Here is a 25,381-nt window from a genome sequence, read left to right as displayed (position 1 = left end):
CGAAATCGGTAAGATGATTGACGCTGCATTATCAGATGGAAACGGGGACCATGATACCGCGAGCTGCGCTCGCGTGTACCAGACGCGGGCGGGTTTCCCGCCCGTCGATAGGGCCTGCATTAGTGTTCCAGATACGAGACGCGGAACGTTCATGCTGTACGAGATTATCTCTGGCTTTTATGTCGATTACTGCCACCGTGGAGCACATGACGGTTTATGTTTGCAGGTCAATTTTGGAAAAGAGAAATTTTTCATTCCACAGATGGACTTAAAATCAACCAAAGCTACATTGGCCGTGATTGATGCACTGGATGTAAAGATATTTTTTCGAAGAAGATGCCGAGAGGGACTGACAAAACATATGGAGCAAATATATCTCCAAGCAGAGCATGATAATGGATGTCTGACTGCAATAAACATATACAAAAATATGCCACAAAAGAGGTTGGAATCTGAAGCAGGGCAGGAGATAAGAGAGTATCTGACCGCAATGAGCGAATCCATTCTGTTGTGGGACTTAGAAATGCAGCTGCCAAAACAATTAGGCGATTTCCTACAGTTGGATTGCGCTCCTCCTGAAATCCTTGAGAAGGTTTTTTCAGCGAAATATGATGACATGTCTATTGACGAAAAATCATACATGCTAGACGCAATGAGGAGAGCGGAAAAGCGGGAGGCAAATGAATTTTCTTTGTAAAAAAATAAGAGCAGGCCGAATGGCTTTGCTCTTTTTTTACACTTCCCTGAAATACAGCATACTGTAAGCAGGAAGAAACACAAAGAAAGGAAGAAAAGAAAATGACAAAAACAGTATTTACTGACTCACAGAACATTTTTGTTTCTGGAGGACCATTTAAAACAGAATCGAAAAAAGAAAAATTTCCTCCTAAAATAACTCTGCAAAACACTAAAAAAGGCTTCCACAAATTATATGAACTCGTCATGGATTTATCTAATATCCAGGTTATACCATATGGTGAATTCATTGATTATCTTGCCAGAGAAGGAGACCCTAGAGACATTGAGATTAACATGGATGGAATTTCTATTTTTGTTCCAATTATGAATGACGTTCAAAGAGAACTTTTGCTGTCAAAGATACTTGATATTTCGCGGAGCATGTTTCCAAAGAAAAGGTTAAAATCATTACAAAATCTTGCAGAAAAATCGTATATTTATTCAAGTTATGATTCTGCAGAAAAGGTTGCGTTCAATACTTACCGCAAAATGACTGATGAAAGAAAGTCTTCTAAAAATGGAAGAGAGTTAGAACATTACCTGATAGTCATGAGCGAAAAGATTTTATGCGCAATAGTTGAAACTCAGGATGTAAAAGCACTGAATGAATTTTTAGACTTCGGATTTGCCAGTCAGAAAACATTGGAGCAGGTTTTTGATGAATTGTGTGATGATGTACCGGTCGTTATGAAAGCGTATCTCTTGGAGCAGATTAGCAAAGAGCGAGGTATTTCCGATAAGACAGAAACCGAAACTTTCAGTGTATAAAAAAAAGAAAGGGAAATTAAAAAAATGGAAAAAGTAATTATCCGGGATATTGAAGAACCGGAAAAAACTGAAATACATACAAAAATCGAAAATACAAAAGAAGGATTAAAAAAACTGGCACGTTTTTTTTCGCTCCTTGTTTCTGACTACAATACCAACAATATATACTGCGACGAACACAACAAAATAATGTCTGTGGAAATAAATTCCGAGCGATTTTGGCTTCCGTTGGATATCTCATATGACGAAGAAAATATCATTGTTTCAGGAATTCGGGCAATTTCATCAATTCCAGTCGCTAAATTGCGAAAGCAGTGTCTTCTCAACTATATGGAGACGATGTACCGTTTCTCAAAAAACGACTATGGGCGGACGTTGGCAATTCTGATTTATAAAAACATGAGCGAAGAAAGAAAGCGGGCGAAAAACGGCAGGACATTAAAACAATATCTTGCTGTGATGAGTCAGACAATACTGCTATGGAACATGACGGCAGGTAATGTACCGGATTTATTAGACTTTTGGGAATTGGGTTTATCATCCGCAAAAGATTTAAAATTGTTGTTTGACAACCGCTTTGCGAAACTATCCATTCCGATGCAAGCATGTATCATGCAATTGTTAAATGATTCTACTTGTAGAGATACAGATTCTGAATATTCCTTGTAAGTTTTCTTTGCACCGCCGAAGGCGGTGCTTTTTCTTATGCTCCAGAATCTCGCATATTACTGACAATTGAAAATTTAGCTGCCGCATTCTCGTGACTTCAGTCGTGAGTTAGGCGGTTTTTCTTTTAAATACATAAAAATATCGTTTACGACTTTTTAAAACTGCTCCATACTTATGCGAAGTTTTTCTCGCAAATATTTTACATTTTGGAAAAAATCCGGCATACTGTACGTATAACAGAAAACAAATCAGAAGGGAGGTAATCAGCATGGCAAATACAAATAAGAACACCGTCTGCAAGAGAAAGACTGTTGATAAGACACAAAAACAACCTTCGGAATCAAAATCACCAGTCACTGTCAAACAGCTGCCGGACGGTACTTTTGAGTTCAGTGGCGGAAAAGGCGGTTTCAATATCGTTGAACGGAAGAATAATGCCCTGGAGCCGTATGGCAAATGCATCTGGAATTACGGTGTAGTCCTGGAGCTTATTCCTGGCGAAAAACAAGCGGATATTAACCAGCAGATTGGGAATGCCCGTTTTGTACGTAATAATTATTTACATGAGCGCAAGGAATACTATGCCCAATATAAGAAAACACTTACGGTCAGCCAGTATCAGAAAGATTACCTTCCGAAACTGAAAAAAGAGAACGAGTTCCTGAAAACATCGGATAAATTTGTTTATGAAAACGCCTGCCGGAATGTTGATAACGCATATAAGCGGTTTTTCAAAGGCGAAGCCGGGTTTCCAAAGTACGCATCTTACAATAAACCAAACGGCAGCAGTTTCACGACGAACTACACAAACAACAACATTGAGCTGAAGATGGTTGACGGACTGCCATATATAAAACTTCCAAGACTTGGATATATAAGGTTCGTGCTACCAAAAGGTAAGACTCTTGCAGACATCCAGCCGCATGGCACTTCTATCAAGGTGGCAACAGTAACAAGGTTAAATAATACATACCGTATTTCTCTCAGGATGGAGACTGTGATTGACAAGCCAGTATTTCAGACTATCGTTCACAAAGACGATATCATCTCAGTGGACCTTGGATTAAAATATTTCGGCGTTTTCGGAAATCTTAAAGAAACCAGCACAGTACCAAACCCAAGATGGATTCAGGTACACGCCAAACGGCTCCGCAGATTTCAGAAGAGTCTTTCCAGAAAGCAGTACGACAAGAAAACACATACTGGTTCCAAGAACTGGGAAAAGGCACGTCTGAAGGTTGCAAAGGAACAGCGCAAGACTGCGGACCAGCGAAAGGATTTTCATCACAAGCTGGCAAGGGCAATCACTGATAGCTGCACGGCTTTTATCTGTGAAGACCTGGCAGTTAAAAACATGATGAAGAACCGATGCCTGGCAAAGTCCATTGCCTCTGTTGGCTGGTCCCAGTTCCTGGGCATGGTGAAATATAAAATGGAACGTTCCGGAAAGTATTTCCGTAAGGTCAGCAGATGGTACCCATCTTCCCAGACATGCGGATGCTGCGGACATAAAAATATAAACGTGAAGGACCTGGCGGTCCGGAAGTGGATTTGCCCGAAATGCGGAACACTGCATGACCGTGATGTCAACGCACAGCAGAATATATTCAGAGCAGGCGTAGAACTACTACAGGCGGAAGGAATCCAGGTAATCCAGTAAACTGAAGATTTCAGAAGTAACTATTAACCCAGCAACGGATAAAACCGGTCACATGCAAACAAACACTCCGGAAACGGAAATAGCCAGACAATGAAGCAACGGTACCTCGGGGAAGCGTGGGAGCCGTGGTGAAAGTCCACTTCTAAAGCCTGCACCGCAGTAGGACTGCCAGGATAAGGGTCCTGACAGAGAGCCTGAGTAAGACTAAAGCCGGCCGGCAATGCATCGGGCAGATGAAGCAGGAAACAGATAAGAGCAAAACGTAATCCTACAAATAAAGGTTTTTGTTTTTTATCAGAAGCCCGTGACTTCAGTCGTGGGTTCTTCACGTTAAAACTTGAGGCAATCAATAATAATAAAATAAGAATTGACATTCCTTTACAGCGAGAGGATTCCGATTATTGTTGCTATGCCGGAAAAAATAAACTGTGTATCCGTTATGACGGAAAGGTATTCGGATGTGAAACATTCAAGTATATTCAATTAGCTGACGAAAATAATAGAATAGTTAATCCGGATTCTATTTATAACAAATCTTTAGAGGATATTTATTATCATTCGGAGTATTTGAAGTATGAAAGAAAGTTTGTGGAGCATCAAATGGCACTTAGTGGATGTGGAGAAAAATGCCCTGTTCAAAGAAAAATGAGGAGAGTGACAGGAATATAATCTGATATGGAAGAAGAAATTGTATATTCAGAGCCGGCAGCACCAGACAGGCGATTGAAAAAATCATCAGCTTTGCTAATGAGACAGAGGGGCTGTCGTTAAAAGCATACGCACTGGATGCATTAAACAGAATGGATACAAAAACTGATTTTAGAATTTAGCATTTGCGCCTGGTTCCCAGGCGCTTTTTTATGGTGCTGATTTTTTCTGGATTTTCTGCATATTGTATACATAAATAAAAAAGGATGCAGAAAATGAAAAAGAAAAATATCTCAAAGAACTTAAAAAAACTGGCTGAAAAAATATCGGAAAAAATATTCAGACGGAAGATGGAGTGGCATATCTGGAAGAAGATGTAAGCGGCGGAATCCGGAAAGCGAATAAAGAGATGGAGAAAAAGAAAAAAGAAAAAAAAGAAGCCCGGCAGCTTCGCTGCCGGGCTGTTGTGCGTTTACAATTTAAAAGAGGTTTTCTTGGAGTTGTCAAGGTTACTTATTGCCTGTAAGACATACACATTGATATCAACCTTGCCGAGCTTGTTTGCATCATTTGCAAGGGTCTTTAGCGCGTTCTCTGTACATAAATTATATGACAGATATTTGAACAATAACTTATCATTGCTGTTGTCATTGATTTTATTGCCGGAAGCGTCGGTATCGGAAAGACACATTTTAAATATACTTCGCTAAAAGGCTCTGAGCTTTTTCCCGATTTCTGTCTTTACCTTCTGGTTATCAATTGTAGGGTAGAGTTCTATAAGAAATCTTCTGATAAGCTCTGGTTCCCTGTCGTCAATATCCTGGTAAAAATTCCAGATGATGTCTTCGTCAAACGGAATCATTTTGAAATACTCGTCCCATTTGGACAAACGACCGCCTGCAAAAGGAATTAGATAATCTTTGCCGTCTACAGTCAGCTTTGTAGATATCCTCTTGAATGAATTGTTTCCGGTGCCGATGGCATCAAACAGGTTATGAGGAAGCATTCCGTTACTGTCGGTTGTGACTATGATGTGCTTTACACCGTAAAGACTATGGCTGTCAAGTTTTTTAATTGACGCTGGTAGTATAACTTCAGTATCGTAATCGCAGTCCGGATTGAATATAAATGCATTCGCCCCAATCTCGGTTAAACCTTCAGAAAGTTCAACTGAATGTATTTTGATATTGCTGAATGCATATTTTTCGATTTTCCTGATGTGTGCCGGTATTTTTATATCCGTAAGGTTCCGGCATGAATTAAACATTGACTCCGTAATAGTATCCATACTTTTACTAAATGTAAAGGACTCAATGTCGGTTGATACAAATGCATATGCGCCAATCTCCGTAACTGAATCTGGAATGACGATGTCTGTGATTTTACAACCATAAAATGCAGATTCGTTGATTTCTTTAACCCCGTCGGGGATAACAACCTTTCCAGCTCTTCCTGACGGGCACCCGAATAAATAAGTACGGTCATGGTTGTATACGATACCGTCATGTGTTAAATAATACGGATTGCCGGAAGAGATTTCTATGCTTGCAATTCCAGAATTTCTTAATACCGTACGCAAATCCTGTGGATTGATTACCCCGTCGTTGTCAATGATGACTTTGCTTGGACGATACTCGGAATAAATCCGGGAAATAATAGATATGTCATGCACGGTAAGTGTCCTGCCTGAAAAGTCAACGCTTTTACTGATATTCCTGGCACTGTCAGGTACCCTGTCACAAACCTCCATCACCATATTGCCGAGCATATGAACGCCTTCCACAACAGGCAGGTCACCAACGCCTTCATACCCTTTAAATGCATCAACGTCGCAAGAAATATCTTCAAACTTCATATTGACGAAATTTGCACTTTTGCATCCAGCAAAAGCCATAGACGTAATTGCCACAACATTTTTCATATCCATAGGCTCGCCTGGTTTTTTGCAGAATGTATTGATAAGCGTGCCAGTATTCTTGCCGGTAATACGCATCAGCATTCCGGCGCCGGTATTTTTGTATGTGTCGTTGTCTGAGACGATTTCCTCAACATTCGGAAATAGCTGGTTGTCCATCTGAATGCCGCGGACGTTTTTGTCAATATAGATTCTTCTGACATTCGGGAAAGATTTGTTGATATCCCGCAGATAGTAGTATTTGATGCCTGTATACGGTGCTTCTCCGAGAAACTTAAATTCGGTTGCATCTGGTAAGACGTCAATATCCTTAACGTACATATCGTTGCCATACAGTGTGGCTCCTTCGTATAACTTTTTTGTAAACTTCATATTTTTTTGTTCCTTTCTTTATGATTTTTTTGTGCTTCAAGATTAATATGCTGAAAAAAGGGGAGGGTGAAAGAGGGGTGAAAAATCAAACAACAAAAACCAAAGGCCAGGGGGAGCGAAGCTCCCCCTGGCTGCGTTTCTCTTTACGTTTTTGTAATTTTTCTGCATATTGGAATTAACGGAGAACGGGAAGTCCCCGGCCGACGAAAAGTCGTCCGCGGGTCAAATGTTTTGGTTTTAATTTCGCACGTGGGCCAGAATCCCCGTTCGTGCACTGCACTTAGCCTTACGGCTTCGCTTGTCAGCCTCTGCGAGGCTTGGTTATATTTATTCTGGTAACGAAGGCGTAAGCCTGAGTTATCACGAGCCGAAACGGCGAGTTATCAAAGATAAAAAAAAGGAGCAAAGAATGCCAAACTCAGCAATTAGGACAAAGACAATATTCCTTTTTGGAGCATATCCGGAATATCTCCAGAAAAAAGTGATAAAAGAAATGCACAAAAGAAAATATATCGTCAAGCAGCCGAAGACGCTGGATGGTCTGGAATTGGATGGCGACGATATTATCGTTGTAGATGTGAGAGATATGGATGACTGGAAAGAGCAGATTGGACGGCGAAAAGATGCAAATTATGTCCCGATAGAGACGTATGTTTCGTCTGGCACTACCCTGTCAAGAAGAGAACTGCTTGAGCGCGCACGAATAAATGCCGGGTATCTCGAAAAAACAATTAAAAAATGCAGCTGCGGGAAAGATGGGATGGTCTTATCCAAAAAAGACTACGAAAAAGAAATTAAGGCAGAGGCAGATACACTGCTAAAAGATGCGTACGGAAATGAGATAAGACAGATTGGGCTGCTGAAAGCGGCGCTGCTGAACCTAAGACACCGGCCGACAAGATGTCTGGCGATGAAATATGAGTTAGAAAATGGATATCTGCTGCAGCGCCTGCTGGTGAACAGAAGTTCGTTAAGAACAGTGGAAGAAGCAGTGGAGGCGGTGGAGGATTTTTTGTGGTTTTGAAAAATAAGTGCTCCGTGTAGCGACTGAAAAACCCGTTCTTTTTTTGTTTTCCGCAAAAAAAATCAGCATATTAAAAAAAGCACACATGAATGCTAAAAGAAATATCGAAACAAGAGGAAGAACAATGACAACAAAAGCAATTTTTCTACTGGCCGGAAAGCCAGATAAAGCAATAAAGATAACAGTAAAAAAGTTAAAAAAGTTGGGACATCATATTAAATTTTGCAAAAGCATAAAATCTCTTCCTGCTTTGGATGGAGATGATGTTCTGGTAGTGAACATCAATAATGTTTCTGAAATCAAAAGAGAACTGGAAAACAGAACAGATGCAGTTTATATTGTGCATAACTACATCTCGTGCTGCTATACAAAAGGAATCCAGGAAACATACCGTGACGCGAAAGAAAATGCAGAAAGGATTGATGGTCTCGTACTCAAATATGCACTTGGCCCAGATGGGATGGACCTGTCTAAGGAAAAATACCGGAAACAGGTAATGGAAGAATATACAGCATTGATAGGCCACGCGACACGTGAGCAGACGGAGCAGTTGACAACATTAAAAAGTGTGCTGCTGAATATCAACGGCCGGAATATGATATACAACGCCATGCGGTTCCAGGAGATGAATGGGCTGATATTGAAACGGTTATATTTTTTCTGCTGCAGGCATGAAGATTACGACTGTAAGAACAAGGAAGATGCTTATGATTTGCTGGATGAGTTTTTGAGATAAAAATGCAAAAGATATTGCGATAGAATTTCCAGAAGAGTATGTATTGTCAATATTGAAAATGGATATTTTTAATACTGATGCATTAATGCAGATGCTGGAGGCAGTACAAGCAAAAGGATACAAAATAGCAGCAGCATATATACTGGAAAAAATCAATACATGTAATAAAAATGACGACGAACGTTTCAAAAAGTTCGATTGTTGATGCAGAGGGCTGATTTGATTGGCAAAACAAATAGTTGAAATTTGTGTATCACATGAAAAAACAAAAGATTGTTACAAAGAACTGGTTAGCATAATAAATGACCATTCTACCGATAGCGAAGCATATTTTTTCAGGTATTATGCACCAAGAAAGATTTTCAAATTAACCGTCTTTGGAATGTGCTTCTATCTCCCAATAATGATAAATTCTTACAGAACAATTTCAATATGCCAGGAAATAGAAAAAATATCAAAAAAAATATTAAAATCAGCACGTAGAAAAAAATTAACTAATACCATGGAAACGCTCTATAAGTATGCGTTTGGAGACGAGGGGAAAGAAGCTGCCCTTAACACATATCTGAACATGAGCGAAAAAAGAAGAAAAAGTAAAAATGGAAAAGAACTGAGAGAATATCTTGAAGAATACGCTACTGAAATTATTCGCTGGCATGTTGAAAATGCAGAACCGGAAGAAGTATACACTGTCTTAAAATTGAATCTTGTATCAGCCGATGTATTGCAAGCAATATATTCTGAATTGGAAGAGGATATGGGTATCGAAGTGAAAGCTTATTTTCTGGAAATGATTGGCAAAGAGTCCAGCATCAATGCGTCAAAGGAAGAGAAATGGACACTTTAAGATACGTAAACTACAAATATTAAGCTATTTTCATAACAAAAAAAAGAAAGTCTTTTTCCACATGTTATCAATGTTATCAAATCCAGCATATTGGATTTGTAAAAATAAGCATAAAGAAAGGCGGAAATATTTATGAGTTACGATATTGAATTGGTAAACAAAGTCACAGGCGAAACAGCAAAGATGAAGCATCCCCAGTATGTGAGAGGAGGAACGGTTCCAGCAAGAGTGAATCCTGTAACAAAAGAACTGGAGCAGGCCGAGCAGGTGGAAGCGCATATCAACATTACATATAACTACAGCCATTATTACTATGAGGCGACAGATGGCGATATTCGGTTTGCGCATGACGAGGTCTCTGCATACTATGCTGACGGAACCCAGGGCCCGGTTGAGACCAAATATGGAATCCGTGGACTGTATGGTACAACACCCGCAGAGTCAATCCCGATGCTGATGGGCATGATTGAAAAAATCAAAGCCAAATACACAGATGAAAACGGTGAGTGGATTGACACTGAAAGAACAAAGACTGTTTATTACAAAAATGGAAAAGAGATTAAAGAAAGAAATGTCCTGGATGCTATCTTAAACCACGATTATGACCGGAAAGAAGAAGTGACTTATTCAGTCAACGAAGGAGATATTTCCAGTTACTATATGGCAACGGCAGCAAATGCAATCATGGCACTGAAACAGATGATGGTTATGGCAACGGATAATCTGACTGAGAAAAATATTGTTTGGGATGGTGATTGAGATTGACAAAAAAAGACAAAAAGAAAAAAGGAAATAAATTTGCGCCGGAACTCGGTATACCGATATCAACATGGATTCTGAATGTCATGTATGTAGTCATTGAATTTGTGCTGGCGTTTTCCATGCTGTCCAGTGGCAGTCTTGGCAAATACAAATTTGTGGTCTATGCGGTGGCAGCGATACTGGCGGTTGGAATGTTTTTATATATCTTTTTTAAGATAAAAAAGCAGGAACAAAAAACAGCAAAAACGTTTCAGATTACAATAATTGAAGTCGTTGTTTTGGTATTGCCATTTGTCCTGGCTGCAAGGATGTAACAAAAAAAAGAAAAGAAGAGAAAAAAGAAAGAGCGTCCGGCCGAAGGCCGGGTGCTTAATACTCAATTTCAAGAAATAAAAATAAAAATAAAGAAAGGAGATTTGTAATGTCTTATGATACCGCGAACTGCGCTCGCGTATACCAGCACGACGTGCGTGCGAAGCAGACAAAAGTCTGCGATGCTGAGCGGGCGAGGTTTCAGACCCCTACGCATTCGTCCAATTACCTCAAGACCGACGGACAACTAATTGTTCAGGGTCGGTCTGCCTTCAGCACCCCTTCCCTGGCGGCAAGCCTGGCTGTATTTCCACGTCCGTCGATGGATAAAAATGGACAAAAATGTACAAGCAATTTACAGATGCCGGTATTTGCGATTACAGATGATAGAAAGGCGTTAAGGTCTATTTTTCGTATTTTTATACTATATGCAGGGCAGCATTCCTGTATGTATAAGAGTTCCTGTCTGTTTTCCTTGGATTCATTTGGCAAAGAAATTAAACGGCCATCGGCATCCGGAAATATTCTTGCATTGGAATACTGCGGACAGATATTCTGTATTCCTCTTGGATTAACAGAAAAAGATAAGGTCGAAATTACAAAACGGTTTGATAAAATCTCATTTCTGGTACATGGCAAGCAAAGACGAAAAAGGGCAATCTGGAATTTTCTGGATTCTTTATACAAATATGTAAATGATACAGATATGTCAAAAATAGTTGCTGTAACTACATACAAAAACATGAACCAGGAAAGAAGAGAAGGCAAAAGCGGAAAAGTATTAAAAAAATATCTGGACACCATCGGCCCTGCTGCGATTTCATGGTGTGTATCTGAAAATGATGCCGAAGCACTGAAAAATCTGCTGGATGTATGCGAGATAAAGCAGGAAACACTGAAAAATGCTTATGAAATGTATGGTGTAGATGCAGACGTCCAGGTAAAAGCGTATCTTTTGGATGCGATTGGTAAAGCAAAAAGTGATAAAGAAACATTCGATATTTGAAACATGAGCCGAATTTTTTCGGCTCTTTTTTTGCAAAGCCATGCATAGTGAACCTCTCGGCGATTAAATTACCGAGCATCCGAAGACACTCAGGTAAAACAACTACTTTTATCTGCGAGAAATACAACCAACGCATATGCAAGCGTATGCACCAGAAATATCCCTGGACAGAGGCCCGGCTGCAGACATGCCACAGCAGGACACGGCGAGGCTCCTATGGACCTGAAGTTTTAAACAGAAGGTGTAACAGTCAGAGACTATTTCTTTTTTGCATACTTGCTTCAGGTCGCTGCTTTATATTGTAATGAGCAACCTATTCTTAAGGTAAGAGAACGTCTCTTTTATGCTCATATATAATATGCTGAAAAATTTGCTTGTTTGGATATATTTTTTAAAAAATCGCAAGCGATACTTTTATTTATTAGTCGCTTTCATCTCGGTAATTTAATTGCCGAGGATTCCCGCTTTATATCCTAAGTATACAAAAAAAACTGCAAATAAGGAGAAAAAAATAATGAGAAAAAAGATATTGGTTTCTGATACCGTATATGTTTTGCTCCAGCCGTGGCTGGTATATTTCGCATTCGGAAGCGGGAGGGGTAGTATACCTCATCAGGTAAGATTTGTGCTGATGGCGTTAACTGGCCTGATGATGATTGTCAATCTCTATTTTTGCGAAGAAAACTGCTTTCAGAAAACACAAAAAGAAGAAGCAAAAGAAAACGGTAATGCATGGGTGCTGACTTTCGCTTTGCTTGTGCAGAGTGTGATTTTGGTTGTGCCAATGATGATTGGGATACATATCAAAATCTGATATTGAAAAATAAACCGGAAAATAAAACAAAGAAAAAGGCGAAAAAAGAAAAAGCGTCCGGCCGAAGGCCGGGCGATTAGTTTTATAATTTATACGTTTTTTCAGTTTTCGTTTCATACGCCTGAAGTGCAATCAGGGCGTATGCCTTAATCTCAGGCTTGCCGTCCCGTTCTGATGCAGCAACGAGGCTTTCAAGCATTTTCTTTGTTGATAAATTGTATGATAAATACCTTACCAACAGTTTAAATTCGCCTTTTTTGTAAAGACCGTTGACAGATGCACGCTGTAAGCGTTTAAATGTCTTTTCTATGTCTTTTTTAATTTCTGCATTTTCAACAGTAGGATACAATAGAATCAAAAATCTAAACAGCCTTTCGTTTGTATTAATTTTTTCGTACTGTCTCCATATAACATCTGGGTTAAACGGAAGGAAACGAAAATACCTGTCAAGCTTGTCTAACTGAACATCGATGTATGGAATCAAATATGATTTTCCGTTCACAGTCAGATAAGACACAATCCTGTGCGCTTCTTTTATATCATTCATATTTACACGCCCAACACAGCCTATTGAACTGAAGAATCCATTTGGCAGCATGCCAGTTTCTGTATCTATGGCCAGATTTTTCAGGTTTCCAAAACATCGACAGCCAAGTTTTTTGATGGTTGATGGGAGAGCGACTGTTAGGTCATTACCTGGAGTAAAGCGGAATGCCTCTGTTTCGATTTCTTCAACGCCTTCTGACAAATCAAGATGAGGGTCTTTAATCCCTCTAAATGCACTTTCACCTATAACCTTGATGTGTCCAGGAATGTTGATATCATGAAGGCTAATACATTCGGAAAATGTGTATGCTTTAATACATGACATGTTTTTGCTGAATGTGATTTTCTCTAGATTATGGCAACAGCGGAACGCCCATTGTTCAACATCTGTAACGGAATCTGGTATTACTACTTCACTGATAGAACAATTATAGAATGCACATTCACTGATAGCCTTTACCCCATCCGGGATAATAATTTTCCCAGTCCGACCCGCTGGACATCGTACCAACACTGTCATATCAGAATTGTAGAGTATTCCGTCGTGAGATGTAAAATATGGATTGTCCGGTGAAATCTCAATTTCGGAAATAGCCTCTCGCTGCAACACACCGTCCACATCGTTCATATCAATTACGCCATTATTATTCAGGATTATTTTCTGGGGTAATTTTTTTGGATTCATTGTTTTTACGACAGATATGTCTTGGACTGTGACTGGCTTGCCTGTGAAATCAATATCATAATTGAAGAGCCTGGCCTGTTTTGGAATAATAGGACCATGATGCAGCAAGCTACGCTCGCGTGTATCAAGCCCGTTAGGGCTGACAGACGACGAAGTCGGAGTGTATGGCGCGGGCGGGCAATCCATGACGATGTTACCAAGCATACGCACCCCATCCACGACTGGAAGTTCCGAAATTTTTTCGTATCCATAAAAAGCATTTTGGTAAACCTCTTTAATACCGCCTGCATTAATGATATTTGAAGATTCACAGCCGTCAAATGCGTTATCGGCAATTGTTTCAACACCGTTCAAATCAATCAGTTCGTCGGTTCTTTTGCAAAACGTATTGAACAGACATACACCTTTCGCATAGCCAAGCGCTTTCCTAATCAACAGACTGCCTGATTGAAAAGATTTGCTGTCAGAAATGATTTCCTTAACATTTGGAAACATTTTATTCGGAATCCGGATTGACATTACGCTATCTGCGATATAGATACGTTCTATCTGAGGAAATCTTTTCTCATTTCCATACATACGGACTTCCTTAATAACATAATGTTGCGCTTTGTCCCCTGACAGGTGCAGTTCTGTAACATCCTGGTCAATATCAATGTCGTAAACATTTCCGGTAAAGCTGTCTGTGTAAAACGTTACTCCTTCCTGAAACTGTCTTTTTGTATAAATCATTTTTTTCATTCCTTTCTTTGTTGTTTTTACGAAATCAATATGCTGGAACGACGAGAAAGAAAAAAATCCGCAAAAAATAATCGGCGAGGGTGTTTTTTCGGCATATTAAATATGTGACGAGGATAGTAAAAGGTTTTTGTGCAAATTGCATAACGAGGTATTTGAGATGGCTGAAATCCGCATAAACACTAAGTCTTCCCTCACTGTATGTGAGGGTATATCGCCTGAACAAAATCAAGGGAGCAACGAAACACGCCTTCCCTCACTGTATGTGAGGGTATATCGTACGTGCAGCAGTTGTGTAAACTCATTGAGCACTTCCCTCACTGTATGTGAGGGTATATCGCCAGATTTTATTTTATAATTCTGACTTAGATACTTCCCTCACTGTATGTGAGGGTATATCGTATCGGCAGGGCATCGCACATTAATTTTATAAACTTCCCTCACTGTATATGAGGGTATATCGGCGGAACAGGCAGAGAAGCGAGCGCGGGCTGCGGCTTCCCTCACTGTATGTGAGGGTATATCGTCTGTGACGAAGACCCGATTGCTTATCAAAATCTTGAGGGTGTATCGCCCGGTATAGAGTTTTCTTCCCAATTCTTCAACTTCCCCCACTGTGTGTGAGGGTATATCTGTTTTTAAATTCCCCACACTGCACGGCGGGTACTTCCCCGACGGCAAGCCTGGCCGCGGTTTTCCCGCCCGTCGATAATTAAATTTTTGCATACCTCGTCACAAAAAAAATAAAAAAAATAATATCCCTTAATCATTTTCCAGCATATTAATATAAAACACAAAAAAAAGGAGAAAAAATGTTTAACGTATTATATGAACCGTGGATGGGTGTGATTGACATGGACGGAAACGAAACGTTAGTTGGATTACGTGATTATCTAGTAAATGCCCATCTGTATAAATGCAGTGCAGAAAACAAACAGTTTGCGGTGCTAAGACGACTCCAGCAGCGGCTGGCTGAAACATTTGTAATGGATATCTTTGGAATTAATATTGACGCTGAGACAGCTCTGATAAATGCTGGACATTTTGATGCAGACGAGATTGATGCGTATATCAGAAATTGTGAAAATTCAGGCGTTTCATTTGATTTATTTGATGAAAATAGACCATTTATGCAGACAGACAAAAAAACATTTGAAAAAATATTTAAAAGCAAAAAATCTGTATCTGTGGCGACAATCAATCCGCGAATGGGAAGCGGAAACAATAAGGTATTTTTCAATAATGTCAGTACAAAAAATTATATAAAAAATACTGCCGCAGAAGACTGCAGAGATTCATATTATGACAGTGTATATAACAAAAAATACACAGTAGAAAACGCCGAAGTGGTATCATTTGCAGAATATATGAATTTACTGTTAATCGCGCATTGCATCGCCGGGCAGGGAGGTGCTGGTTATCGTTCAGGGTTAATGTGTGTTGGAGTACCGCCGATTTTATATCACATTGATTCGGATAAAAATCAGACGTTATTTCACAGCATTTTGATGAACATTGCCTTTGACAGTAAACATAATGTAAAAAATGACGCGCCATTATGGAGATGGGCTACATATGAGAGAGGAAAGGAAAATTTAAATTCCTGCAAAACCGATACTGTGAATGTTCCCAAAATGGAAGGTATGTTTTTCCCTGTAATGTATTTATATCCAGATTTAAGTTCTATTGATGAAACTAATAAAACGATTTCAAAAGTTTACAAAATCAATATTGACCTCGGGGAAGCAGATTTAATCGCCGCAGCAAGAGAACGGTGGATTGAAGAAACAGAACCGTCAGTTAGTATAAAGGAGATTAAAACGGCCTCACGAACATTCAAAACGGGCACTCGCTTTGCGGAGTCCAATCGGTCATGGCTGGATATTAAAACATATGCAGATGTGTATGATGGCGGCGCACCAAAATGTTTAGCTGGTTTTAAATTGACAAGCGGTTACGACAGCTTTGATATGGAAGACGTCTTCGGGCGCCCAATAATGACCGCTTATTATCTGGCTATGGAACAGGCTAAATATCTTGTGCAAGGAGAATACCAGTGTTATTTGCCATTATGCATTTTGCGCGACCAAAATAAAAAAATTGTGTCCAAAGGCTTTATCACAGCGGCAGAAAATATGGCATATCAATTAATAAGAGATATTAAAACCGTAGATAAAGCATTAAACTCGTCAGACCCGGCTAACGATAATAATAAACACGAAATCCAAACAGTTGAGCGGGTGCTAGGAAATCGTTTTATGCGATATTGCGAGGGACTATTCAAAAAAGAATTTATTCCTGAAATCGCTAAAATTGACGAGGACGATGATTTTTACACAGAGACTCTAAAAGAAAAACTGAATAACTATATCTCAAAAATGGCCGGCTATTCCTGGCAGTTGATTTATCAGGTTCCGGTACCATATGGGAAATCAATTGAAGCACAAAAAATATACGAAAAAATCAGAACAGAAAGGAAGAAGAAGCGTGAACAGCACAGTAACAAATCAAATTGATGTGATATCAATTTTTGAAAAGGTAAAGGCGTTGAGTAATGACGACAAAATGTTATTAAGAAGAACATGGAAAATTCCGTTTAATCGGCTGCGGATGCCGCAGAAGGCGTTACTATTTAGTATCATCGGAAATGACAATGTCGCGATTTATAAAATGGATTTTTTATCAGATATGATGGCAATATACATTAAACAAGGCTGCGAATCCGGAAAGCCGTTTGAATGCGTGCTAAAAATAATGTATGATGCCGGAAATGCGGCAGCGAGGCAGAAAATTGGATATATGATTGATGAACGTGATAAACGAATTTTCATCAACTATGTAACCCGTTATGTTGAGTTGTGCAGCAAAGAAAACAGCATTGATATCATAAAATTAACATCTGACGTTTTAAACTGGTCATATAAAACAAAAGATGAATGGACAAAAACAATTGCAGGAATCTATAAAGAAGAAAAAATGGAGGAAAAGACAAATGAATAAAAAACTGGTGATTGAGGTACATGTAGGTAAACGATACGGCATTTCCCGTCTGAACTGTGACGGTGCAGGACAGGTGAAGGATGTTTTAATTGACAATTCAAGATACAACAGGATTTCGTCTCAGTCAAAAAAGAGGGTATGGCGTGAGCATCTGGAGGAATGTCTCGGAGAGATGGAACATGTATACAGAACCCGTGCAATCAAAGATATCCTGATGAAAAAATTTGCGGCAATGGAATCTCCGTTATATCAGGAAAATGCAGAAGAGATGGCAGAATATATCGTAAAAAATATTCTCAAATGTGACCTGAAAAATAAAGCAATCGATGTAACCAGCCAGATTCTCGTTTTTACAGAATATGACATTAAAGACATCATGAATGTCTTTTGTGAGGTTATTACAGGCCAGGAAGAATGGGACAAACTGAAAAAAGAAACTGAAAAAGGAAAAAAGAAAAAAGATGACGGTTCTGGATATGCAGCGCAGATTATCAGCGCGGTTAAGAAAAAATTACCTCTGCGGTCATATGGTGTTGACTGCTCTATGTTCGGACGTATGACAACATCTGACGTTATGGAGTCCGTAGAAAGCGCAGTGTCAGTAAATCATAGCTATTCGCTAGGACAGGCTACTATGGATAATGACTATTTTACTGTTGTAGATAATTATCTCTCTGATATGAAAAATGAACTGGACAGCGGTCAGAGCGGCTCAGCATATCTGGATTCTAAAGACTTCGCAACTCATGTTTACTATGAATACGCCAGCATTGACGTTCGGCAGTTGTATGAGAATATGACCAAAGGTATTGATATGACGGATGAAAGTAACAAGGCACGAGTCAAAGAGATGATGGTTAAGGCTATCTGCTGCGTTGTTCGTGATATTGCATGCTCTGCCCCATCTGGTGGACAGAATGCATTTGCATCATATCCTGACCCGGTCGGAGTTTATATCACAATCAGGGATTGCGGAACAAACAGAACTGCAGATACCTGCTGCATTGAGGAAATGAACAGATACGGTGGAGCTGAAGATGAAAAATTTATTGCTGCAATGCATGAGTTTGTGTCAAACGATTTTTCAGGGCATCAACAGTACATAAAAAAATTATATGCCGGAAAAGATGCAGATAAAATTACCGGCGCGGAGCACGTAAATTTTGGCGATGCGTTAAATATGATTGGGGAGATTGTGAATGAACGATTCTAAAGCATTGAAGCTGATATGCTCTGGAATGCTGCAGTCGTGGAGAAACACAGGCCTCGGTCCAAATTACAGATACACTGAACTGATGCCGACAAAATCTGGGATTGCAGGCATGATTGCCTGCGCCCTGGGATATCCCCGCGGCGATTCCAGAATTGAAAAATTAAAAAACAGTTTTGAGTTGTATATTGACAATAAAGCATCCGCGCCAATAAAACCAGGAGCAAATACGACACCGGATGTTTTATTTGATTTTCAGACTGTATCTGCCCCTGATATGTTGACAGCAGGCGGTGGAATGTTACATTCTCCGTCAATCATCATGCGTGAATATGTTGTGGGGTACAGATATGTATTATATCTGAAAGCAGAAGAAGAACTGTTAAGAAAAATTGAGACAGCATTAAATGAACCGGTCTGGGATTATTACCTTGGTAGTAAATGTTGTATTCCGGCAGAACCGGTATGCCGCGGCATGTGTGAAATGCCAGAAGTGGAGGACGATAATGTATATCAGCACATTCGAATTTAAAAAAGTAAGATTGTTAAGGAATATGGATTTGGTTCACAAAATGGTGATGTTAATGTTCGACGGAAACCGGGCTGAAGAAGGCGTTTTGTATATGATAATGGACTCCAAAAAGAATGGTGCTGAAAGCGCACCGGTACATATGATAGTGCAGTCTAACAGCCAGCCAAAAAACATTCCAAATGATTCATTAAAATTATTAAACAGCAGGGAATGCAGCCATATGATGGACGCTATAAGAAACGGCGATATTGTTAGATTGTATGGCGTGTTTGAACCGCAAAAAAGAAATAAAAAAATGGTAAAAAATCCAAACTGTATGTGGCTGTTGAGAACACCTGGAGAGCGTGCAGAGTGGCTGCAGAAAAAATTTGAACCTGCCGGAAGTCTGATGGCTATCAATGAGGTGGCTAAAACTAATATATATGTCTCAAAAGCAAGTGGCGAATCACATCACACATCATTCTATGGATATGAGTGTATGCTGAATGTGACGGATTCAGAAAAACTGACGGAAATACTCAAAAATGGAATTGGACGCTCGCGCCCGTATGGCGCCGGGCTGTGTCTGGTATTGGGGGTGCAGCATGTATAATCCAAGCAGCAAATCTATTGGCTCCAGGATTACAAATGACATGTTGCCAAGAGTGGAAGACAGGTTCTCGTTTCTGTATATTGAATATGCGAGAATCATTCAGGACGAGTTTTCTATCGCCGCATGTCAAAAAAACAAGAAGACAATTATCCCATTGGCAATGGTGAATGTTTTGCTTTTAGGCCCTGGAACCAGCATTTCCCATGCTGCGATGAAGAATATTGCCGATGCAGGATGTACGGCTATCTGGTGTGGACAGGATATAAAATATATCTATTCGACATCAATGGTATCGTCTGAGTATTCAAAAAATCTGATTATTCAAGCAAAATGTTATTCAGACAATAATAGACACGCTGATGTAGTCCGCAGGATGTATCACCTTAGATATCCAGACGTAAATATGGAAAAATTTTCATTGCAGCAGATGCGCGGTACAGAAGGAAAAAGAGTCAAAGAAAAGTATAGAGAATTGGCAGAACAATACGGCATTGATTGGTATGGCAGAGACTATGACCAAAACGAATGGGATTCCAGTAATGACGTAAACCGATTTTTATCCATGGGAAACAGTCTGCTATACGGAATCTGTCAGGCTGCAATCATTGCGTTTGGAATGTCTCCGGGACTTGGTTTTATTCACAATGGCAGTAGCCGGTCATTTGTATTTGATATTGCAGACTTATATAAGGAAGAGTTTATTTTTCCGGCTGCGTTTCGGTTAGCAGCAGAGCATGGTAATGATGACGATATGCGTGCTGCATGTAGAGAAATATTTGTAAGTGGAAAACTAATGAAGCGAATTGCAAAAAATCTGTCCACATTATTCCAGTTTGATGACATCAATGCAAGGACTCCTGTTAATGTTGGTTTATGGAATCTCGAGGATTGTGTAGAGCTTGGAATTAATTACGGTAAGTAGAAAAAAAAGAAAAATCGAAAAATATTTTTAAAAATTCTGTAATAAAAAATATTAATTTAAGCATATTAAATATGGAGATAAGAGACCAAAAGGACATTTGTGTAATTTGCACAACGAGGTGGTTAAGGCGGCTGAAAGCCGCATAAACACTGAGTGTTCCCTCACTACACGTGAGGGTGTATCATTGTGGTTTGCGACACCCTAAACTTCTCAGCCGTTCCCTCACTACACGTGAGGGTGTATCAACATCATTTCGTTTTCGTTTCTGTATATTCATCGTTCCCTCACTACACGTGAGGGTGTATCGTTCCAAAAAGCAAAAAATCAACTTTTTTTTATGTTCCCTCACTACACGTGAGGGTGTATCGTCGCAGAAAGCGAAATCAGGGGCAATATGGAAGTTCCCTCACTACACGTGAGGGTGTATCAGACGTTTCCCCATGTGCTGCTGTTTATCATCCGTTCCCTCACTACACGTGAGGGTGTATCGTCCACAAGCCTCCAGGTCTAGCAGTGCCTGCAGTTCCCTCACTACACGTGAGGGTGTATCGGGGCGTGGCAGAACTAGAAATTATGCGACTGTGTTCCCTCACTACACGTGAGGGTGTATCGTCTTAGCATTGTCCGTCCCTGTTCCTATCCACGGTTCCCTCACTACACGTGAGGGTGTATCGGTCTTTTAATACAGGAGCAGAAACGGCTATCTGTTCCCTCACTACACGTGAGGGTGTATCGTATCGTAAATGAGTGAACAGCCGTTTTACTCATTAAAAGTTCCCTCACTACACGTGAGGGTGTATCGAGCGGTTCACCTCTTGCGCGTGGATTTCTCGGGTTCCCTCACTACACGTGAGGGTGTATCGGAATTAGAAAGCATATATGCAATAATAATTATGTTCCCTCACTACACGTGAGGGTGTATCGCCGCCCCGGGGCGCGTTCTGTCTGTTATTTTCGTTCCCTCACTACACGTGAGGGTGTATCGAGCAGGCAGAGGCCGAATTACAGAGGTTTGACGTTCCCTCACTACACGTGAGGGTGTATCGCCTATCTGCATGGCCCACGCATAGACCCACTCGTTCCCTCACTACATGTGAGGGTGTATCGCCATTCTGAGCTGGGTATGGTCCCAACCAGCAGTTCCCTCACTACACGTGAGGGTGTATCGCCGAGAAAAAGTTTTCCTGTTGCCGCCGTGTCGTTCCCTCACTACACGTGAGGGTGTATCGGATATCCATACCGAGTTCAACCTTGTTGTTGTGTTCCCCCACTATACGTGAGGGTGTATCGGAGTATATAAAGTCGAGCACGTGGGAGGACTAGTTCCCTCACTATACGTGAGGGTGTATCGAATTGGACGAGTCTCCTGAGCTACGCTGCAGTGTTCCCTCACTATACGTGAGGGTGTATCGAAACGCCAGAGCCGCCGAGGAAAGGAAACGGGGTTCCCTCACTATACGTGAGGGTGTATCGTGTAGTAGATGAGAATAATGCCCCACTTGACGGTTCCCTCACTATACGTGAGGGTGTATCGTAAAGCATAACAAAAGAGCCAAGCGCGCGGATGTTCCCTCATTATATGTGAGGGTGTATCGCCGGGCAAGTTGTCCCGGATATTGAATATCTTGTTCCCTCATTATATGTGAGGGTGTATCAACACGTTGACGAAAATGATAGCAGAAGAATTAGTTCCCTCACTATACGTGAGGGTATTTTTATTTTTTTAGCATATTAAATATAAACAAGAAAAACAGGAGGAAAAGGAAAAATGTTTGTGCTTCATTTAGAGCACGCGCCAGACAGCATCCGTGGTGAATTATCATTATTCTCTCAGGAGATTGCCCCATTCACATTCGTTTCTAACGCCTCAGCCAGGACACGTGACAGATTATGGGAAGATATTACTAATATTGATGGTATCTCGGCCGTTTTAATATATACAGATAAAAATGAACAAAAATACAACGTAAAAAAAATTGGTTATCCATCTTACGAATTTGAAGATTACGACGGATTACAGCTAATTGTAAAACCTGAAAATACATTAACAAAAATGATTTCAGAAAAATTATGGGCAAAATTAAATCCAAAAAAATCATTAATTGACCATATGCTAGAGACAGGAATCGTTGCTGGATGTCTGATGAATGGAATTTTTAAACCGCTGGTCAATAGACTCGTTGAATTAACTGGGATTGACGAAGCAATTTTAAAATCTCAAATTACGTTTATTTGCGCAATGCATGATATTGGTAAAGCGCATCCTGTCTTTCAGGGACGAGATACCGAGACAAACGAGATGCTGCGAGGGTATGAACTAAACCAGGAGGCAGTGTCTACAATGTTCAGGCACGAGGAGTATGCTGAGAAAATGATAAAACAAACGGATTTGTTTGGATTTGATGCGGATACGCGTAGTAAAATAATGATTCGTCAAATAATCAGTTTACATCACCAAAAAGAAAAGGAAAGGAAAAAAGAAGATTTCGTAGAAATAAAACCAAAAACAGCTGAACGATGGGGTAACATGCAAAAATACATCTACAATTACATTAAAGAAATTTTTCCATGCGAAAAAATCGAATTTCCAGATGCTGTTTTTAAAAATCAAAAAACAAAATTTGCTGTAGAAAATGGAATTCTTGGCATCCTTATCACGTCTGACTGGATTGCATCAAATAATGAGGCAATGGACAACAAAACGATTAAAGATTTTTCTGATATTGGACAATATTTAGATTGGAAAAAGAGGGTCGTAACAGTATTTTTATTTGGCGAAAATTTAACACGTTCAGCATTTCCGGATGCTCGTTCGTTTGACAGTCTATTTCATTTTGGAAACGGTCGCCCGGTACAGCGCGATGTTGTTGATATAGTACAGAAAAATAATATCAAGTTAATGTTAATTGAATCTGGCTGCGGCTCTGGCAAAACTGAGGCTGCACTATATGCCGCATCAGTCTTAGGTAATAAAAACGAATTGTCTGGAATTTATATGGGATTGCCAACAGGCACTTCTGCTGAGGCTATTCAGGGCAGAGTTGATGATTTTTTGACTGAGTTACAGATGCGAAAAACAAAATTATATACCTCAAAATCTATGCTATTGAGGGAAAATAATACTGAACCGTCATGGACAGATGTCTCACGACAGAGATTGTTGACTCCATCTGCAGTTGGAACCGTTGACCAGGTAATGACTGCTGCCAGACTAGTAAGATTTGAGAGCGTCAGAATGGCCGGACTGTCGTCCAAAGTGTTAATTATTGATGAAATCCATGCATATGATGCATATATGATTACGGTCATTGAGCGGTTATTGCAGATTTGCAATGTTCTTGGAGTTCCAGTTATTTTGTTATCTGCTACATTGCCAGTATCAACAAAAAAGAAATTATTTTCAACAATAATTAACGAGTCAGATATTGATATGCATAGTGGCTATCCGCTGATTTCATATGTAACAACTGATAATGAATTTTATGAATGCCAGTCCGAATCATATGAGCCAGATAAAAATATTGAATGTGAATCATTACCGATTTTAAATGATTACGAATCAATTGCAGAGCGGGCTGTAAGAAACGTAAAATACGGAGGCTGTGAGTGTGTCATCATGAACACTGTTGCTGATGCAATCAATGTATATGATAGTATTAAAAAAATTGCTGATGATAATTACAACCTTATCCTGTATCATGCACGCATGCCTGAAAAGACAAAGGATGAAAAAATTAAAAAAATTTTAAAATGGTGTGGAAAAAACAGGAGTGAGAGGCCGGAGCGAGCAATTATTGTTGGAACGCAGGTACTAGAGCAGTCAATTGATATTGATGTTGATTATATGATAACAGCAATCTGTCCGGTTGACCTATTGCTGCAGAGAATCGGGCGATATCATCGTCACGGTGATGCGGGGACTATTCGTGAACATATGGATGTAAAAAATGTTGTGCAGGTTTTGATTCCTGATACAGATGATAATGCGGAATATGGCGGGACTGGTCACGTATATAAACCATGCTATTTGGATGCAACGCGCCAGGTGATAGTAGAGCGCCCTGTATTACAGATACCATCATGTACGCCAGAAATTATCAATCGCGTGTATGAATCGGCAGACATCAAAACTATGACAGAAGACAGAATCAAAAATGCGAAATCAGATGCAGGGAATATCAATATTGAAAATGGCTTTGAGCTGTATGAAAAATGTGTGCTTGGAAAATTGTCTGATAGATATATTAATGTGCGAGAGTCCGGAGAGCCGACTGTGCAGATTGCAATTCTGGATGAGGATGAGATGAAGGCGGCAAAAGGAAAATTTAAAGGTATGGATGGCAACGATGAATTTGATGCCATAGAATTATTTAAAAGATGTGTCGTGACAGTTCCATTGCATTATTTGAACGGATTTGATGGAGAAGAATATGGCGTTGGGATTTTTAGAGATGTAAAAATTTTCAACTCAAATGACGCTACCAATTCTGACGGCGATAAACAGATTAACATTGATAACGAATATGGATTCAGTATTTTGAATGTATAAAAATTTAAAAAATATTTTTCAATAATTTTTACGATTTTTGTTCGCTTTACGTATTTTTTCTGCATATTAAATATGTGGAGCAAAGGTGAAAAAATCTTTTGTGCAATTTGCACAACGAGGTGTTTAAGGCGGCTGAAAACCGCATAAACACTGAGTGTTCCCTCACTGCAAGTGAGGGTATATCGAAACGTTCACACACCGGGCAGAAAGCCCAAACGTTCCCTCACTGCAAGTGAGGGTATATCGGCGCGTTCTCGGTTGGTCTGCAGGGTTCTTTGGTTCCCTCACTGCAAGTGAGGGTATATCGGTCATCCGCTTTTGCCGTTTCCATCTCAG

The 25,381-nt window shown here is 39.9% G+C and carries 21 protein-coding genes and 2 CRISPR repeat arrays; of the genes, 19 read left to right on the top strand and 2 right to left on the bottom strand.

The features are described 5' to 3' along the window. Positions 1–151 precede the first annotated feature (151 nt). The 5 genes from DMI82_RS15520 (at position 152) to DMI82_RS19880 (ending at position 5,009) form a co-directional block, all read left to right on the top strand. Positions 152–697 carry a hypothetical protein gene (locus tag DMI82_RS15520; protein ID WP_146207170.1) on the top strand — a complete coding sequence of 182 codons (546 nt, stop codon included), beginning with the start codon at positions 152–154 and terminating at the stop codon, positions 695–697. 101 nt (positions 698–798) lie between these two features. Further along, positions 799–1,506, top strand: coding sequence for a hypothetical protein (locus DMI82_RS15515; RefSeq protein ID WP_110103817.1), 708 nt, complete (start codon positions 799–801; stop codon positions 1,504–1,506). 24 nt (positions 1,507–1,530) lie between these two features. Continuing rightward, positions 1,531–2,175: a hypothetical protein gene (locus tag DMI82_RS15510; RefSeq protein WP_110103816.1), complete on the top strand. Its 645-nt coding sequence runs from the start codon at positions 1,531–1,533 to the stop codon at positions 2,173–2,175. 268 nt (positions 2,176–2,443) lie between these two features. Beyond that, complete coding sequence (locus DMI82_RS15505) at positions 2,444–3,835, top strand: RNA-guided endonuclease TnpB family protein (RefSeq protein ID WP_110103815.1); 1,392 nt, start codon at positions 2,444–2,446, stop codon at positions 3,833–3,835. 1,003 nt (positions 3,836–4,838) lie between these two features. Continuing rightward, positions 4,839–5,009 (top strand): hypothetical protein, encoded by a 171-nt coding sequence (locus DMI82_RS19880; protein ID WP_158526487.1) that lies wholly within the window; start codon positions 4,839–4,841, stop codon positions 5,007–5,009. Between the two features lie 180 nt (positions 5,010–5,189). Here DMI82_RS19880 and DMI82_RS15495 read toward each other — a convergent pair whose 3' ends face one another. Then, entirely contained in the window at positions 5,190–6,770 is a 1,581-nt protein-coding gene (locus tag DMI82_RS15495; protein WP_110103813.1) for a leucine-rich repeat domain-containing protein, read from the bottom strand. A gap of 409 nt (positions 6,771–7,179) precedes the next feature. Between DMI82_RS15495 and DMI82_RS15490 the strand changes: the two genes are divergently transcribed. The 7 genes from DMI82_RS15490 (at position 7,180) to DMI82_RS15460 (ending at position 12,271) form a co-directional block, all read left to right on the top strand. Then, on the top strand, positions 7,180–7,794 hold the full coding sequence (locus DMI82_RS15490; RefSeq protein WP_110103812.1) for a hypothetical protein: 615 nt from the start codon (positions 7,180–7,182) through the stop codon (positions 7,792–7,794). Between the two features lie 124 nt (positions 7,795–7,918). Further along, positions 7,919–8,530 carry a hypothetical protein gene (locus DMI82_RS15485; RefSeq protein WP_146207169.1) on the top strand — a complete coding sequence of 204 codons (612 nt, stop codon included), beginning with the start codon at positions 7,919–7,921 and terminating at the stop codon, positions 8,528–8,530. 223 nt (positions 8,531–8,753) lie between these two features. Beyond that, positions 8,754–9,377 carry a hypothetical protein gene (locus DMI82_RS19675; RefSeq protein ID WP_146207168.1) on the top strand — a complete coding sequence of 208 codons (624 nt, stop codon included), beginning with the start codon at positions 8,754–8,756 and terminating at the stop codon, positions 9,375–9,377. Between the two features lie 132 nt (positions 9,378–9,509). Continuing rightward, positions 9,510–10,136, top strand: coding sequence for a hypothetical protein (locus tag DMI82_RS15475; protein ID WP_110103809.1), 627 nt, complete (start codon positions 9,510–9,512; stop codon positions 10,134–10,136). A gap of 2 nt (positions 10,137–10,138) precedes the next feature. After that, complete coding sequence (locus DMI82_RS15470) at positions 10,139–10,453, top strand: hypothetical protein (RefSeq protein WP_110103808.1); 315 nt, start codon at positions 10,139–10,141, stop codon at positions 10,451–10,453. A 107-nt stretch (positions 10,454–10,560) separates the two neighbouring features. Beyond that, positions 10,561–11,457 (top strand): hypothetical protein, encoded by an 897-nt coding sequence (locus DMI82_RS15465; RefSeq protein ID WP_110103807.1) that lies wholly within the window; start codon positions 10,561–10,563, stop codon positions 11,455–11,457. Positions 11,458–11,971: 514 nt separating this feature from the next. Further along, complete coding sequence (locus DMI82_RS15460; protein WP_110103806.1) at positions 11,972–12,271, top strand: hypothetical protein; 300 nt, start codon at positions 11,972–11,974, stop codon at positions 12,269–12,271. 82 nt (positions 12,272–12,353) lie between these two features. Here the strand turns inward: DMI82_RS15460 and DMI82_RS15455 are convergent, their stop codons facing one another. After that, positions 12,354–14,234, bottom strand: a complete 1,881-nt coding sequence (locus DMI82_RS15455) for a leucine-rich repeat domain-containing protein (RefSeq protein ID WP_158526486.1) — start codon at positions 14,232–14,234, stop codon at positions 12,354–12,356. Between the two features lie 194 nt (positions 14,235–14,428). Next, a CRISPR array of direct repeats spans positions 14,429–14,766; the repeat unit is 29 nt; unit sequence CTTCCCTCACTGTATGTGAGGGTATATCG. Positions 14,767–15,052: 286 nt separating this feature from the next. On the opposite strand from DMI82_RS15455, the gene DMI82_RS15450 reads away from it, so the two are divergent. The 7 genes from DMI82_RS15450 to cas3 all read left to right on the top strand — a co-directional run bounded on the left by DMI82_RS15450 (position 15,053) and on the right by cas3 (position 25,045). After that, positions 15,053–16,756, top strand: coding sequence for a type I-E CRISPR-associated protein Cse1/CasA (locus tag DMI82_RS15450; RefSeq protein ID WP_110103804.1), 1,704 nt, complete (start codon positions 15,053–15,055; stop codon positions 16,754–16,756). Next, positions 16,728–17,240, top strand: coding sequence for a hypothetical protein (locus tag DMI82_RS15445; RefSeq protein ID WP_110103803.1), 513 nt, complete (start codon positions 16,728–16,730; stop codon positions 17,238–17,240). The genes DMI82_RS15450 and DMI82_RS15445 overlap by 29 nt, the downstream gene beginning before the upstream one ends. Then, positions 17,233–18,453, top strand: a complete 1,221-nt coding sequence (locus DMI82_RS15440) for a type I-E CRISPR-associated protein Cas7/Cse4/CasC (protein WP_158526485.1) — start codon at positions 17,233–17,235, stop codon at positions 18,451–18,453. Before DMI82_RS15445 ends, DMI82_RS15440 begins: the two co-directional genes overlap by 8 nt. Next, a complete protein-coding gene (gene cas5e / locus DMI82_RS15435; protein WP_110103801.1) occupies positions 18,440–18,982 on the top strand; it encodes a type I-E CRISPR-associated protein Cas5/CasD in 543 nt (180 codons plus the stop codon). Before DMI82_RS15440 ends, cas5e begins: the two co-directional genes overlap by 14 nt. Continuing rightward, the gene (locus tag DMI82_RS15430) at positions 18,957–19,574 is read left to right on the top strand and encodes a type I-E CRISPR-associated protein Cas6/Cse3/CasE (protein WP_158526484.1); all 618 of its coding nucleotides are present in this window, start codon (positions 18,957–18,959) and stop codon (positions 19,572–19,574) included. The genes cas5e and DMI82_RS15430 overlap by 26 nt, the downstream gene beginning before the upstream one ends. After that, positions 19,567–20,496 carry a type I-E CRISPR-associated endonuclease Cas1e gene (gene cas1e / locus DMI82_RS15425; RefSeq protein ID WP_158526483.1) on the top strand — a complete coding sequence of 310 codons (930 nt, stop codon included), beginning with the start codon at positions 19,567–19,569 and terminating at the stop codon, positions 20,494–20,496. The genes DMI82_RS15430 and cas1e overlap by 8 nt, the downstream gene beginning before the upstream one ends. Positions 20,497–20,651: 155 nt before the next feature. After that, a CRISPR array of direct repeats spans positions 20,652–22,213; the repeat unit is 29 nt; unit sequence GTTCCCTCACTACACGTGAGGGTGTATCG. Between the two features lie 51 nt (positions 22,214–22,264). Next, positions 22,265–25,045: a CRISPR-associated helicase Cas3' gene (gene cas3 / locus DMI82_RS15420; RefSeq protein ID WP_110103798.1), complete on the top strand. Its 2,781-nt coding sequence runs from the start codon at positions 22,265–22,267 to the stop codon at positions 25,043–25,045. Positions 25,046–25,381 lie beyond the last annotated feature (336 nt).

It is taken from the genome of Blautia sp. BCRC 81119, from assembly GCF_003184505.1.
Classification (GTDB): domain Bacteria; phylum Bacillota; class Clostridia; order Lachnospirales; family Lachnospiraceae; genus Blautia_A; species Blautia_A fusiformis.
The sequence above is the reverse complement of the archived record's forward strand: the minus strand, read 5'-3'. Positions and strand labels throughout refer to the sequence as shown.